This window comes from Thermodesulfobacteriota bacterium, from assembly GCA_036397855.1.
Classification (GTDB): Bacteria; Desulfobacterota_D; UBA1144; order Nemesobacterales; family CSP1-2; genus DASWID01.
Map to the genome: position 1 here is coordinate 1 of DASWID010000087.1, position 13,665 is coordinate 13,665.

Genomic DNA, 13,665 nt, shown 5'->3' on the forward strand with positions numbered 1-13,665 from the left:
ACTGTGGTTGCTGCAATAAGTGGATCTCTTATCTTAAAGAACAGGGTTTTACTGTGAAAACTGAAAACAACTCGATGTTACCTGCGATGAAAGAGGCGGTTGGTATTACCTCGGAATTGGGTTCATGCCATACGGCAGTCGTAGACAGATATGTTGTAGAGGGACATGTTCCTGCAGAAGATATAAGACGACTCCTGGAAGAGCGTCCTGACATAAAAGGACTAACGGTGCCAGGAATGCCTATTGGTTCTCCCGGTATGGAGCAGGGTGACACCAAGGAAAGGTATGATGTGCTAGCTGTAAAAAAAGATGGGTCGACGTATGTATATAGCACGCATAACGAGTGACGAGCCCTATTGGTGTATCACCCAAAAATTTATAAGCAAGCACTTAAGATCCAAGCAGTGCCCTCCAGCTTAATGATTTGTATAACCCTCGATAAGAATCACGAAATCCATTGAAAGCAAAAATCGTTAAATCTAACTATATAATGCCCTTGCGACGGGGCTATTTATTCAACGTAGGTTGGAGATCGCTTCGATATCCTTGCGATGACACCCAAAGCTGGCGTCGTGCTGTCATTGCGAAATTTGCCCTTCGATTTAGGATATACTCCGAAATTGAAGCAATCTCCTCTTTTTTTTCCTGTTTTAGATTGCGTCTTCCCTTCCGTTTCTCTCAGGATTCGTCGGAATTGTATAAGCCAGATATTTCAGGGACAAGACCTTTAAAACTATTTTCTTCATTTATCATTCTTTTTTTCTAACTTCTTTGTCTTGATACAAAGAAGCAACCCTTCGACCGGGCTCAGGACAAGGCTGTCCAAAAATTTGCTAAAATCCTCCTTAATCCTCCTTAACAAAGGTGTCCCTCTTTTTTAAAGAGGGATGTAGGGAGATTTTAACGTCTTCGTTTCTGATTTTCTTAACGCAATTCTTGGAATGCCGTTCAAGTCCTTTTCATTCTGAACAGGATTGATGAAAATAAATCCATTCATAAAATTGTAAGAATTTTGTCCACGAAATATCTAACGTCTACAGCAAGGACTGAAGAGAATGTTCTTTTATGGACTGCCTGCTAGTCGCGGGGTTATTCATTCGTAAGGCGCATTGTTTGTTTTGTTTATTAAAAAGTTTTCTTATTCTCGAATGCTCAGATTGGCCGATTCTAAAGGTTTAGAGGATTTGGCAAATTTATACGAGAAATCTGTCTTGGATATAGGAAAAGAAAAATATGATTATGATCAAGTGGCTGTATGGGCATCCTTTGCGAATGATTTGGGTGCGTTCTCATCTTTGATTGTTAAAGACTCAACAATTTTGGCAGAAGTTAACGGAAAAATAGCTTCATTCGGTCAATAATATCCGGACAATCATATATCACTCATGTATACATTGCCTGGGTACAATAAAGTGAAATTTATCTGGAATTGGAGAGCATTGCGAAAGGTAAAGGAGTCAAGAAGCTTCATACTGAGTCAAGTCTGGTAGCGAGATCCTTTTTCAGTAAGCACGGGTTCAAAGTAATCTAGAAAGAAGTAAAGATATGGAATTCTGTAGAATTTGTCAGATTTAAAATGGAGAACATTTACGTTAAAAATTGGATATGAAATGCTCTCTCGTGCCTTCAATAGATTTATGACCTTGGATAGACTTCCAAGGAGTCCCTGCAGGCGTATTATGTCTTAGAAATAATTTCCTTACTTTTCTCACCGCAGTTAAACAGCATATCAAGCGTCGAGAGATTATGAATGAAATCCCCCCAGAGCTGAGGATAGACTGGCGGGTTAAAGCTCACGAATTTGATTTGTATTCCTGATTTATTCATTAGTGGAACGTCAAGATGTTTTTCGACGATGGGAAAAGTTAGGTAGGAATCTGAACTTAGATGTTTACAAATATTTATGATTAACTCAGTACCCTTTCCGCTCACCCCCAGGTCAGACTGAAGATACAATTCGGTTTTCAGTGAAAGCTTCTCCCAATTGAATTTGATCATTTGCAAATTTAACTCGACTAGTAGGTTATTATTCTCACGATAAATCGATTCCAATATTGACAGGTATTCATCGAGATATGGAGCATTCGCATAATGTTGCTGAATACTGAGTAGGTGATTTCTTTGCCAGTCTGACTCATTGCATATTTCCACATTTTGAATTATCTGAAGCCCTCGTCCCTTTTTCCAGACTGGTACCGTCAACCACATCTCACCCTGCTTATTTTTTAGACGGTTACGGTTGACCCATCCACGCCCACGAGGAAACTGTACATCGTCGAGTAAAACCATACAGTCGACCTTCATCGCCTTAAAGAAAAATCCCGGCCATGGTAAGAAGGTCGGCTGGTGAGTTGTGACAATCATAGCTTGTCCTGATTTTTCGGATCAACAACTTAGATTTTATACTAGTTGATAGGTCTTGTGCCACTTTTTGAGTGGATACCGATTTGTCTAGATTTTAAAGTAGTGACTTTATTCCGAAGGATGTGTAGTATTTATGTATCGGCTTTCAGTGGATTTCAACTTCAGGTAAATAATATTCCGAAGGAGGACTTACAATGAATAGAACAATATCTTCACGATTATTTCTAAAGATATTTTTAACTATTGTTGTATGTTTCTTGTTTTTTGTAAGCGGTAGGGTATCTGCCGACCAACCACATATGAGAGCCGCTCTTAATGCTTTGAGGACGGCAATGAACGAGCTCCAGATAGCTTCTTCAAAAAAAGGAGGTCACCGTGCCAAAGCCATTGATCTCGTCAACCAGGCAATAACAGAAGTGCAAAAGGGCATAGAGTATGCAAAGTGACCCGTTATTTTGTTCAGTTTGAATAACATTACAAAATTCTTACCATGAAAATCACAAATCCTCTTCATCCCCAGGAAATTACGGCTGAGTGGATCACTTTTGCCCTCAGGGCAGGTGGAGTTATTAATCAGGCAATTGTTAGGAATGTAAAGAAGGAAATTCTAGGGGGTGGTAAAGGCTTCTTGAGCAGTGTCGTCCGAGTGAGTCTCGATTATGATAGAGTGGATAAGGATGCGCCGAAATCAGTTGTAGTTAAGATCGAGCCTGAATCAGATACTTTCCGTAAATTTGGGGATGAATTAAATGCATTTCAGCGAGAAATCCGCTTCTATAAAGAAGTGGCGAGCAATGTTCCGATTCGACTTCCAATTCTTTACTTCTCGGTTGACGAAGCTCCTGCTTACTCGATGGTTATGGAGGACCTGAGCTCTTACACGCCAGGTGATCAAGTAATCGGTATGCATAGGGACCAGGTCATGGCTACTGTTGAGATATTAGCGAAACTTCAGGCGAGATACTGGGATAACATTGCACTCGAGAGACTCAGATGGATGCCTACTACAAATGCCATAGGTATAGACTATCAGGAAAAGTGGGGATCATTTGTTGAACACTTTGGCTCGTACGTGGAGAAAAAGGGGCTTGAAGTGGGTGAGAGACTAGGAAATTCGATATCCTGGCTTGAGAAAGAGATAGAAGGACGGCCGAAAACCATAGTGCATACTGATCTGAGGGAGGACAACCTATTATTTGGAAACCCAAATTCTGATGAGGCTATCCTAATTCTGGATTGGCAGCTTGCAATTCGTAGCATAGGTGTCTTTGATGTAGCCCGGATTATCGGTGGGAGCGAGCTACCCTCAGAGCGTAGCGGTCATCAATTTGAGGTGCTTCGTCGTTGGTATGATGCTCTTATAAGAGAGGGAGTTAGGGACTATTCCTGGGAAGATGCTGTTCGCGATTTCCGCTTAGGAGCCCTTGAGCTTTTATGCTTTCCAGTTCATTTCCATGTTGGCTTAATTGGAAGTGAAGGCCGCAGCATGGAGCTTGCACAGGCAATATGCGGGCGCGTATTTTCGTCCGCGGTTGAAATAGATGCCGCATCAGTCTTGCCATCATTGTAAAAGTCAGATATTTTAGGGGCATGATCTTTAAAAGTATTTTCTTCATATATCTTATTTTCTCTTCCTAACTTCTTTGTCTTGATACTGAATAGATCCTGACCTATCGTCAGGACATGGTTCAGCACAAGTACAAAGAAGCAATCCTTCGATCCTTCGATAAACTCAGGACAGGCCCTTCGATGAGACTCAGGGCTCAGGACAAGCGTGCCCAAACATCCAGCGAAAATCCTCCTTAGTCCTCCTTTACAAAGGAGGAGTCCCTCTTTTTTAAAGAGGGATGTAGGGGATTTTCACGTTTTCGTTTCTGATTTTCTTAACGCAATTTTTGGAATGCCCTTCAAGTCCTTTAAATTCTGAAAAGAATTAATGAAAATAGATCAATCTATGAAATTGTAAGGATTTTGTCCACTAAATGTCTAACATCTACAATAATGACTGAAGGGTTCGCCTTTGCGCTCAGTGGAATATGATGTGGACGGTATAAGTGATATCGCTGAGAAAGCGCCAAATTTCGCAACGAAGTTTGTTGAGATAACAAAAAGACCATCCTTTTGTAAATTCCATCCATTCCTTAACGCCGTTGGCAAAGCCACCATCGCAAAGCTTATCACAATAACCCGGCTGACCTCACGAAGTAATTCATTTGTGGAAACAGCTATTTATGGCCACTTAAGGGACCGGGAGCTTAAAAAATACTTTTCGACACTTACATCTTTTTTTAAACGTTCCCTAACCCCTATCATCATTATAACGACAGAGTATAGGAGAATTATGGACAGGCCTACAAACATCTGACTCTTACTTTTGTATCAAGTTACCGGGTTGTCGCACGGTAGGATAATGGAGCGACAATAAGTATAAATTCTATCGCATTCATGTGGATACGGATTAGTTTTGGAACCGAGGATAATCTATTATTTTAGAATGTGAGGTCTTGCAAGATATCTGCGGGGTCATCTATATGTTTTTCATCCTCGTCCTTGGTTTCTTCTTCTTCAGAATTGTCGGTGTTATCGTCAACAACAATCTCTTTATCGTCTTCTATGGGTTCATCTTTTTGACTGCATCCTACAATGCCCAGCGCTAATCCCAAGATAAACGTTATTATAATTGTCCTCATTATATAAGGTCCACCAGTACTAATGAAGTATATCAAGAATATACACCTTTCGGCTGGGGATTGCTAATGTCGAGGGAATGCGAAAAGGAACCTTCATATACCGTTGGATCGTCTTAAACTTTATTTACTCCGGTTTCATTAGGATTTGCTTGCTAATCACATCTTCACTGTTATAGTAACTACCGAAGCAATCGCTTGGTCTTATGCTTTTTCGGTCTTTTATTTTCATCTGTTTAAGATTTTTGGCCAATTCTCCACTTTCTTCAGAAGAGGAAGCAACACATACTTCAACATCCTTTGTCTCCGAGAATGAGTATTCGACTCCTATTTCGTTCCCTTTTTGACGTATATAGCTTGGATGATGCAATTGGTACATACGGAAACTCAGGAGCAACCGAGATAAGGATTACTAAAGAAGGGATAGCTACTGCTCGGCATAACACAATGCTTTTTCCAGAGGGTGGACCATAGGGTAGCGAACTGCAGCTTTAAATACTGGTAGCAATTTCTATCAAAATTTTGGAGGAGATATCAATGATAATGGAGACAAAGATTAGGAGTTTCGTGAAGACGTTATCGTGGAGGGTAACAGCCACTATTACAACTATTATAGTTGCTCTGGCGATTACGAGAAGGATTGATATAGCTATACAAATCGGGTTGCTTGAGGCTCTTCTAAAAATGTTGGTATATTTCATTCATGAAAGGTCTTGGGCAAAAATCACTTTTGGGATTCATGAAAAAAAGCCATTAGTCTTGTGGTTCACCGGTCTTTCGGGAAGTGGCAAGTCTCAAATTTCACAAGCAGTATATGAGAAATTTCAAAAGAGGAGGATTCGGGTTGAATATTTTAATGGGAGGAAAATACGCGAAATTTTTCCAGAAATTGGATATTCTCCCGAGAACAGGAAAGAACATATCGGCAAGATATGTTCGTTAGTTAAGATACTTGAAAATAATAATACAAGCGTCATAGGATCGTTCGAAAGTCCCTTTGAGGAAACAAGAAATTATCTGCGAATAAACCTAATTAATTATGTAGAAATATACGTTCGTGCAACTCTCGATTATTGCATAAGTAACGATGATCGAGGATTATACAGGAAAGCGATGAGCGGGGAGCTCGACAATTTTGTAGGAGTCTCGATAGAATATGAGGAACCTAAGAATCCGGAAATAATAATTGATGCTGAGAATCAATCTATAAAAGAATCTACCGAGCAAATTCTCAAGTATCTGGAGAAGAATAAATTTTTACAATGATTATGTTAATGAAATGTTGAGGTGAAGAAATGGATAACATCAATTCTGTAAATTACGGCACTGATAACTTCGAAATAGATGTTCTTGAAAGAAGTTACAAGGTCCCCGTTCTCGTGGACTTCTGGGCGGAATGGTGCGGTCCTTGCAGGGTGCTGGGACCTGTACTGGAAAAGTTAGCTGACGAAAATAAGGACAGGTGGGCTTTGGTAAAGTTGAACACCGACAAACACCCGGAGCTTTCCGCTCGTTATGGCATTCGAAGTATACCGAACGTGCAACTCTTTGTTGACGGAAAGGTTGTGGACGGATTTATAGGGGCATTGCCTGAGAACATGGTGACAGGCTGGCTAAGTAAAGCACTGCCTGGTAAGTATCATAATCAGGTAAAAAATGCGGAGCATTTACTCGATGAAGGGGGGATTGTCGAGGCACAGAAAATTCTTGAGGAAGTAGTCGGTGCCGAAGAAAGTAACGATTTAGCAATTACATTGCTTGCTAGGACTTATGTCTTCTCAGACCCCCATAAGGCTTTAGAAATTGTTGATCGTATAGGGCCGACCTCAGAATATTCAGATATAGCGGAAGCGATAAAAACATTCGGTGAAATGTTTTTGTACCTAGAAGATTCCAAGCCCTTAAAAGAGGGTGCTGTAAGGGGGAGATACTTATCTGCTATTAAGAGCTTAAGATCTCAAAACTTCACGGATGCATTGGATAGTTTCATAGACGTGATTCGTAAAGACCGCTATTATGACAATGATGGTTCGAGGAAGGCATGTATTGCTATCTTTAGATTATTGGGGGAAGATCACGAAATAACAAGGAAGTACCGTCCGGTTTTTGCCAGTGTATTGTATGCGTAAATTTGGGTCTTTGGAATAAATATTTAGAGGTATTTATTGAAACTAAGTTTTCCTGATTATGTGGTTTTAATCGTTGAGGATCTGGACAGAGCCTTAAACTTTTATACTGATGTTTTCGGGTTTCAATTGGGACACCGTTCAGGAGATTACGCACAGCTTAAAACTGGAGCTACTCGCCTTGCGTTTTATACAAGGGAGGCTATGGCAATGACTTTGGGCCTTTCGCTTAAACCTCCCAGTGATGAATCACCTGGATTTGAAATCGGATTCAAGGTTGCAGACGTAGATGCGGCCTTCTTAGAGGTCATTGAAAAAGGCGCAACAGCTGCAATGCATCCGACTACCCGTCCTTGGGGACAGCGCACTGCATACATCCGTGACCCTGATGGACATTTGATCGAACTTGTGCAAGACCTACGTTAGGCTCTAACGATCGGGATTAAATCCAAGGGTATTTCTTCTAAATTCTTGAATAAGCATTTAGCCATTTTTTTGTTGGAATACAAGTCCCTTACATGTAATTGGTGATATCTTACCTCCAAAAATGGCTTCAATTATTTGCATAGTGTTAAAGTACTGTTAAAGCTGTGTTAAAAACCTAATTCATTACTTGATATTATAGGGATAACATCCCATAATTAAACTATAATATATTATTACAATATTATTTCACGAGTAACGCGAGCAAAGTTTCTTGGTGGATGCATGTTCCTATTTAGTAAGGCAGTAAAGCCGATAGATAACAGTTGAAAGTAGATACAATTTTAATCTCAGATATACACCTTGGTTCCGATTTAGCTAGACCAAGGGACCTCATAAATATACTTCACTCACATTTGTATGTTCAGTTGGTGATAGTAGGCGATTTGTTCGATGATATGAATCTGGAAAGACTCAATTCCGAACATTTGGAATTAATTAATTTTCTTCGAGAAGTTTCAAAATCTCATAAGGTTGTTTGGGTCGAAGGTAATCATGATCACAAAATGATAAGGGGCTTTTCTGAAATCATTGGGAATACCCAAACCTGTGAGAAATATGAATGGGATTATTTGGGCAAAAAGTACTTAGCTATCCACGGTCATCAGTTTGATGAGTACCTATTAAATCATGGAAATTTAACAGAAATAGCTTGTACGATCTATCGTATATCGCAGAGATTTGATCTGCGATTGAATACCAATCTATCCAGAAGGTTAAGAAGGGGTGTCGAAAGATGGAAGAGGGTTACGGAAAGGGTTTTGACTGGCGCTTTAAAATTCGCCGAGTTTTGTGGAGCAGACAAAGTATTTTGCGGGCATACCCACAATCCAATAAGGAGGTTTAAGAAGAATGGAATTGAATATTGGAATACAGGGTGCTGGACCGATCCACATTTAGCTTCCTATATTACTATCGGCGAACAGGGTATAAATCTGCAGGTAATAGAATGAAGATATTATACGGTGTTCAAGGAACGGGCAATGGTCATATATCCAGAAGCAAAGAGATTATAAAAAGACTGAAGCAAAATGCCCAGGTTGATATATTGATATCTGGGTCATTGCATGAAATGGATTTAGATTTAGAAGTTAAATATAGGAAGGATGGTACTGGAGCATGGTTCAAGAAAAATGGTGGAATCGATTATTGGGGCTTAATAAGAAAAACGAAATTTATCAAAATTATTAAAGACATATTATTCAGTCCCGTAAAACAATATGAATTGGTAGTATCTGACTTTGAACCCGTAACAGCTTGGTCTGCCAAATACTACGGGGTTCCGTCAATTCATCTATCACATCAAATTGCATTACTTGACAATCACATTCCAAGGCCACGGGAAAAGGACTTGCTAGCAGAATTTGTGATACGATATTACGCCCCATGCATACGACAGCTTGGATTTCATTATCAAAGATATTCTGACAAGATACTTACCCCTGTAGTCAGAGGGGAAGTAAGGAATCTAACCGTTTCGAATCTAGACCATTTTGTTGTTTATTTCTCGACTTATGACCCTCTTAAAGTTGGAAAGTTTTTTAGGAGTGTCGATGCTAAGTTTGAACTTTTCAGTAAATATTACACCTTTAATTCACCTACTACTAAATATAATGTTACTGTTTATCCATTTAAAAAGGAATTATTCCTGAGCAGATTAAGTTCTTGTAGTGGCATCATCTGTAATGCCGGATTCCAATTAACATCAGAGGCTTTGCTCTTGGGGAAAAGAATGCTGATAATACCGATGAGGGGTCAGTATGAGCAGATTTGCAATGCGGAAGCCCTTAAACAGCTTGGTGCTACAGTCGTAACTGCAATTGATGAAAGTTTTGGAGGTAAGTTGAGGACGTGGTTAGAGACAAAAACAGAGTCGCAAAAAATCGATTATCCTGATAATGCTTCAGAGGTAGTCGATAAAATTTTAAGATATGAGCATTAATTAAGCTACGTCTGGAATTTTCAGCTTTAATGTGGAACCCTCATGACCCTTGGAACCAATTGAATTTGAACGAATTCTTTCTAATCATAACAATCGAGAGGGCTTTCAAAAACCCCTGAGACGATATCTTAACTGAACATCGCCGGATCAGAAAATGGTGTCATATCCCTACTTAATTGAAGATTGTAGAGACGCAAAGCTCTGCGTGTCTTTTCCGAACCCGTTCTGAAGGATTACAACTAAATTTCCACCAGAATTGTTTAGTTTTTTAAATTGGTATAAAGTCTTAATCCTATCTTTTAATCATATTTTAAGGGAAGTAGGAGTGTTATCCGATGAAATGGCGCATCTTAGTGGTGCTTTCGATCGCAGAGTTGCTTGGAATGGCATTGTGGTTTTCTGCTTCAGCCGTTACTCCCACTTTGGCAGCAGAATGGCATCTGAGCGATGCGGGCAAGGCATGGTTGACCATGTCTGTTCAGATAGGATTTGTAGTCGGCGCATTTCTGAGTGCTCTACTGAATCTATCCGATATTTTTAATGCCCGTTATGTCTTTTTCGTTGGTGCATTTATTGGCGCATTTCTTAATGGGGCAATAGGTTTGTATGTAAACAGTTTAGGGCCTGCAATTATTCTTCGATTTTTTACGGGTGCCTGCCTTGCCGGTGTCTACCCTCCTGCGATGAAAATCATGGCATCGTGGTTTAAGAATGGTCGGGGAATGGCGATAGGAATATTAGTAGGCGCATTAACTGTGGGTTCTGCTTCACCACATTTATTGAAAATTATTGGGAACCCCGATTGGCGTGAGCTCATGTTAACGTCATCGTCGCTGTCTGTTATTGCCGGATTCATATGTTTATTTTTTGTAAAAGATGGACCTTATTTTGCCTCTGCAGCAAGATTCGATTGGCGGTACATAGGCAAGACTTTTACTGATCAAGGTGTTAGGTTGGCTAACTTTGGTTACCTGGGACATATGTGGGAGCTATATGCAGTTTGGACATGGATTCCATTATTTCTCTTTGAGAGCTTTAAAAAGGGTGGAATAGAAAACGCTACGGCATATTCAGCGATTGGTTCATTTGCCGTCATTGGTGTTGGAGGGCTGGGATGTGTGGTTGCTGGAATTCTCGCAGATAGTTATGGTCGCACGAGAATTACAATAATATCGATGGCTATTAGTGGAAGTTGTTGCTTGTTAGTCGGTTTTCTTTTCGGTTACAGTCCAGTTGCGCTTATTATTTTATGCCTTATTTGGGGTTTTGCTGTTCCTGCAGATTCCGCGCAGTTTTCTGCCAGCGTTACTGAATTGGGACACCCAGACTATATAGGCACAGCATTGACAATGCAAACATGTATGGGGTTCTTGTTAACAATAGTTTCAATTCGTCTTTTACCTGCGTTTGTAAACTGGATGTCATGGCATTGGGCATTTTCTGTATTGGCTATTGGGCCGTTGTTTGGTGTATGGTCAATGTATAGACTAAGACAATCACCAGCCGCCATAAAAATCGGCGGCGAGAGCAGTTCAAAACTAGGAGCATATAAGTAACTTTTTTTAAAAATGTAATTTAATAAACCTAGGATTTTCGTTCATTTCCGCTTGAATTTTTTTGGATTTCTATTATAATCAAAATATACAACCTGCAATCTAATTAAATCAATGGAGGGAATAACATGGCTTATGATTTTCAAGGGAGTCTTCTAGAGGTATGTACGTGCAATATACTATGCCCTTGCTGGGTTGCCGAGGACCCAGATGGTGAAGGTACATGTGATGCAGCATGGGGGTACCGAGTTGATAAGGGTGCTATCGACGGAGTGGACGTCTCAGGTGTAGTTTTTGGTACCATGAACCATATTCCCGGAAACATCCTTGAAGGTAATTGGCGCGTCGCTTTTTTTATAGATGAAAAAGCTACGAAGGAGCAAGAGGAAGCACTTTTGAACGCATTTACTGGTAAACTAGGCGGTCCGCTTGCTGATTTGGCTAAATTGACAGGCGAAGTTGTTGCCGTAGAGCGGGTGCCAATCACATTTGAGGTAGTAGAGGGGAAGGGCAAATTAAAACTCGGCCCATATGCAGAAGCCGAAATGGAGCCCTACAGAGGCCCCACTGGTAAGACTACCACTCTAGTTGATTCTGCTTTTACCACCATTCCTGGATCACCGGCTTGGCTAAGCAAGGCGTCGAGTTTCAAACGAAATAGCTCGAAATTTGGGTTGAAGGATATCGACCTCAAGAACCATAACGCCATACAGGGAGAATTCCGCTTCGTTGGTTAATGTGCTCTAAGTTGTCAAAGAGAGCATTCACCCTGTTAATGTATTAAATGCGGTAGAACTACCGGTATATAACATTTTCTATAGCTTGTGAGGTTGACATAAATGTCAATGTACAGAGGTACTGCACCCCCTGCAGTCGAAAAAGCTATATTGTTTGGTTCGATTATAATTCTAGCTTTAGCAGCATGGGTTGCACTTTGGTTCGCTGACGATTTTGCTAATGGCTTTCTACACGTACACCATTTAGGGCACCATATAGAGGTTTCCGGATCGGTTTTGCTTCTTTTTGCAGGTGGCTGGACTGTGATGATAGTTGCGATGATGCTGCCTACAACCCTCCCGATCATCTCTATTTTCCACACAATAGCGAACACACGAGAAGATCGGTTATTGCTTGTAGGGCTTGTGGTTATCGGTTATATAATAGCCTGGGCGACATTTGGAGTGATTGTCTATCTAATATATCTACTGTTGCATTTCGTAGTAAATTCTATTCCATTCCTCAAGAACAATACCTGGGTTGCTGTACCTTCGCTACTAATTCTTGCGGGTTCTTTCCAGTTTACTTCACTCAAATACAGATGTCTTGACAAGTGCAGATCACCTTTTAGTTTTGTTATTGAGCACTGGCAGGGTCACAAATATAAATGGCTGGCCCTGCGACTTGGCATTGATAATGGCATTTTTTGTGTCGGTTGCTGCTGGGCCTTGATGCTTCTCATGTTTATCGTTGGAATTGGGAGTTTAGCTTGGATGTTTATCTTAGCTGTCATCATGGCAATAGAGAAGAATGTATCTTGGGGGCGTCGTATCAGCACTCCATTAGGAATAGTTTTAATCTTCTGGGGAGTCATACTTCTAGTTAATTTGCTGAGCAAATAATAGCAGAGAGTTTTCGAATATAACTGAGCTTTTTAAGTTACTTCCAGGAAGGTGAATAAAATACAATAATCTTGCCTACCACTAAAAGTGGTCCTAGTGCGGATGTGGTGAATGCAATAATTAAAAGGCATTTCAGTGCGGCTAGAGAGTGTAAGGCTTTTAAAGTTCTCAGTTTAAATTCTTAGAATTGTTTCTTAAGGTAAAGAAACGGTGGAAATACAACACCCTTTGTTTTTTTATTCTTACTCGACATAACAAGAGGCAACTGCTCGGCTTTTAGTTTAGGGGATTCATATTTGAGATCAAGACTCTTTTCTAAATTTAATTCATATTTGATCGATAAAGATATATCTCTCGAGCCATCTTCCAAATCCAAAGTTCCAGAACCCTGGGGATCTTGGTTGTATGAATATCCCGTGTCCGAATACCTATTTCTTATTGATTCACTCTCCATGTTACTCTTGATTTTCTCATGTGCATCAGCGATTTTTGATATGGATGATTCATTAGTTTCGACTTTTGCCACCAACATTGGCTCCAGCTCTTGATTGCTTTGAGCAATTGAGTTAGATGTGATCATAAGTGTGGTTAAAAGTGTTACGGCAATTAAACCTTTCATTCTTCCTCTCCATCAATCAGATTTCAATAATATTAGATGCAAATGCTGTGCCGTTGGATTTATTTAAATGTCAATTGTAATCAAGAGCCCTTAATTAAAGCCAAATTTAAACCTTCATTCATGATGCATTTTCCTTTTTACACGGCTTATTTTCGCGATATATCGTGATAGTCGTTGAATATCGTGAAAGTTAACTCTTCAAATTTATCGATAAATACTTGGGAATGTTCTCTTCCATTATCTTGGGGTTATGTTTTTGTTGTGAAAATTAG

The 13,665-nt window shown here is 40.1% G+C and carries 17 protein-coding genes; 13 read left to right on the plus strand and 4 right to left on the minus strand.

Translation table 11 applies throughout. The annotated features are described in order from the left end of the window. Both VGA95_06665 and VGA95_06670 read left to right on the plus strand, forming a co-directional pair. The coding region (locus VGA95_06665; protein ID HEX9666227.1) for a DUF411 domain-containing protein at nt 1-347 on the plus strand (347 nt) is incomplete at its 5' end. Between the two features lie 810 nt (nt 348-1,157). After that, on the plus strand, nt 1,158-1,361 hold the full coding sequence (locus tag VGA95_06670; protein ID HEX9666228.1) for a hypothetical protein: 204 nt from the start codon (nt 1,158-1,160) through the stop codon (nt 1,359-1,361). Between the two features lie 316 nt (nt 1,362-1,677). On the opposite strand, the gene VGA95_06675 is transcribed toward VGA95_06670, so the two are convergent. Further along, on the minus strand, nt 1,678-2,364 hold the full coding sequence (locus tag VGA95_06675; GenBank protein HEX9666229.1) for a WbqC family protein: 687 nt from the start codon (nt 2,362-2,364) through the stop codon (nt 1,678-1,680). A 194-nt stretch (nt 2,365-2,558) separates the two neighbouring features. Here VGA95_06675 and VGA95_06680 point away from each other — a divergent pair, with 194 nt between their 5' ends. From VGA95_06680 to VGA95_06690, 3 genes are all read left to right on the plus strand, one after another. Further along, nucleotides 2,559-2,810: a hypothetical protein gene (locus tag VGA95_06680; GenBank protein ID HEX9666230.1), complete on the plus strand. Its 252-nt coding sequence runs from the start codon at nt 2,559-2,561 to the stop codon at nt 2,808-2,810. 44 nt (nt 2,811-2,854) lie between these two features. After that, nucleotides 2,855-3,934: an oxidoreductase family protein gene (locus tag VGA95_06685; GenBank protein HEX9666231.1), complete on the plus strand. Its 1,080-nt coding sequence runs from the start codon at nt 2,855-2,857 to the stop codon at nt 3,932-3,934. 450 nt (nt 3,935-4,384) lie between these two features. Continuing rightward, the gene (locus tag VGA95_06690; GenBank protein HEX9666232.1) at nt 4,385-4,729 is read left to right on the plus strand and encodes a hypothetical protein; all 345 of its coding nucleotides are present in this window, start codon (nt 4,385-4,387) and stop codon (nt 4,727-4,729) included. Nucleotides 4,730-4,853: 124 nt separating this feature from the next. On the opposite strand, the gene VGA95_06695 is transcribed toward VGA95_06690, so the two are convergent. Together VGA95_06695 and VGA95_06700 are read right to left on the minus strand one after the other, a co-directional pair. Next, the gene (locus tag VGA95_06695) at nt 4,854-5,054 is read right to left on the minus strand and encodes a hypothetical protein (protein ID HEX9666233.1); all 201 of its coding nucleotides are present in this window, start codon (nt 5,052-5,054) and stop codon (nt 4,854-4,856) included. Between the two features lie 124 nt (nt 5,055-5,178). After that, nucleotides 5,179-5,430, minus strand: coding sequence for a hypothetical protein (locus tag VGA95_06700; protein HEX9666234.1), 252 nt, complete (start codon nt 5,428-5,430; stop codon nt 5,179-5,181). Between the two features lie 164 nt (nt 5,431-5,594). Between VGA95_06700 and cysC the strand changes: the two genes are divergently transcribed. From cysC to VGA95_06740, 8 genes are all read left to right on the plus strand, one after another. Continuing rightward, entirely contained in the window at nt 5,595-6,317 is a 723-nt protein-coding gene (cysC, locus tag VGA95_06705; GenBank protein HEX9666235.1) for an adenylyl-sulfate kinase, read from the plus strand. Between the two features lie 29 nt (nt 6,318-6,346). Continuing rightward, nucleotides 6,347-7,180, plus strand: a complete 834-nt coding sequence (gene trxA / locus VGA95_06710; protein ID HEX9666236.1) for a thioredoxin — start codon at nt 6,347-6,349, stop codon at nt 7,178-7,180. 36 nt (nt 7,181-7,216) lie between these two features. Beyond that, a complete protein-coding gene (locus VGA95_06715) occupies nt 7,217-7,603 on the plus strand; it encodes a VOC family protein (GenBank protein HEX9666237.1) in 387 nt (128 codons plus the stop codon). A gap of 323 nt (nt 7,604-7,926) precedes the next feature. Then, nucleotides 7,927-8,613, plus strand: coding sequence for a UDP-2,3-diacylglucosamine diphosphatase (locus VGA95_06720; protein ID HEX9666238.1), 687 nt, complete (start codon nt 7,927-7,929; stop codon nt 8,611-8,613). Further along, complete coding sequence (locus VGA95_06725; protein ID HEX9666239.1) at nt 8,610-9,602, plus strand: glycosyltransferase family protein; 993 nt, start codon at nt 8,610-8,612, stop codon at nt 9,600-9,602. The genes VGA95_06720 and VGA95_06725 overlap by 4 nt, the downstream gene beginning before the upstream one ends. Before the next feature lie 335 nt (nt 9,603-9,937). Beyond that, nucleotides 9,938-11,158 (plus strand): MFS transporter, encoded by a 1,221-nt coding sequence (locus tag VGA95_06730; GenBank protein HEX9666240.1) that lies wholly within the window; start codon nt 9,938-9,940, stop codon nt 11,156-11,158. Nucleotides 11,159-11,283: 125 nt separating this feature from the next. After that, on the plus strand, nt 11,284-11,892 hold the full coding sequence (locus VGA95_06735; protein ID HEX9666241.1) for a DUF1326 domain-containing protein: 609 nt from the start codon (nt 11,284-11,286) through the stop codon (nt 11,890-11,892). A 102-nt stretch (nt 11,893-11,994) separates the two neighbouring features. Next, the gene (locus VGA95_06740; protein HEX9666242.1) at nt 11,995-12,774 is read left to right on the plus strand and encodes a DUF2182 domain-containing protein; all 780 of its coding nucleotides are present in this window, start codon (nt 11,995-11,997) and stop codon (nt 12,772-12,774) included. Between the two features lie 181 nt (nt 12,775-12,955). Here VGA95_06740 and VGA95_06745 read toward each other — a convergent pair whose 3' ends face one another. Beyond that, nucleotides 12,956-13,393 (minus strand): hypothetical protein, encoded by a 438-nt coding sequence (locus VGA95_06745; protein HEX9666243.1) that lies wholly within the window; start codon nt 13,391-13,393, stop codon nt 12,956-12,958. Between the last annotated feature and the right edge of the window lie 272 nt (nt 13,394-13,665).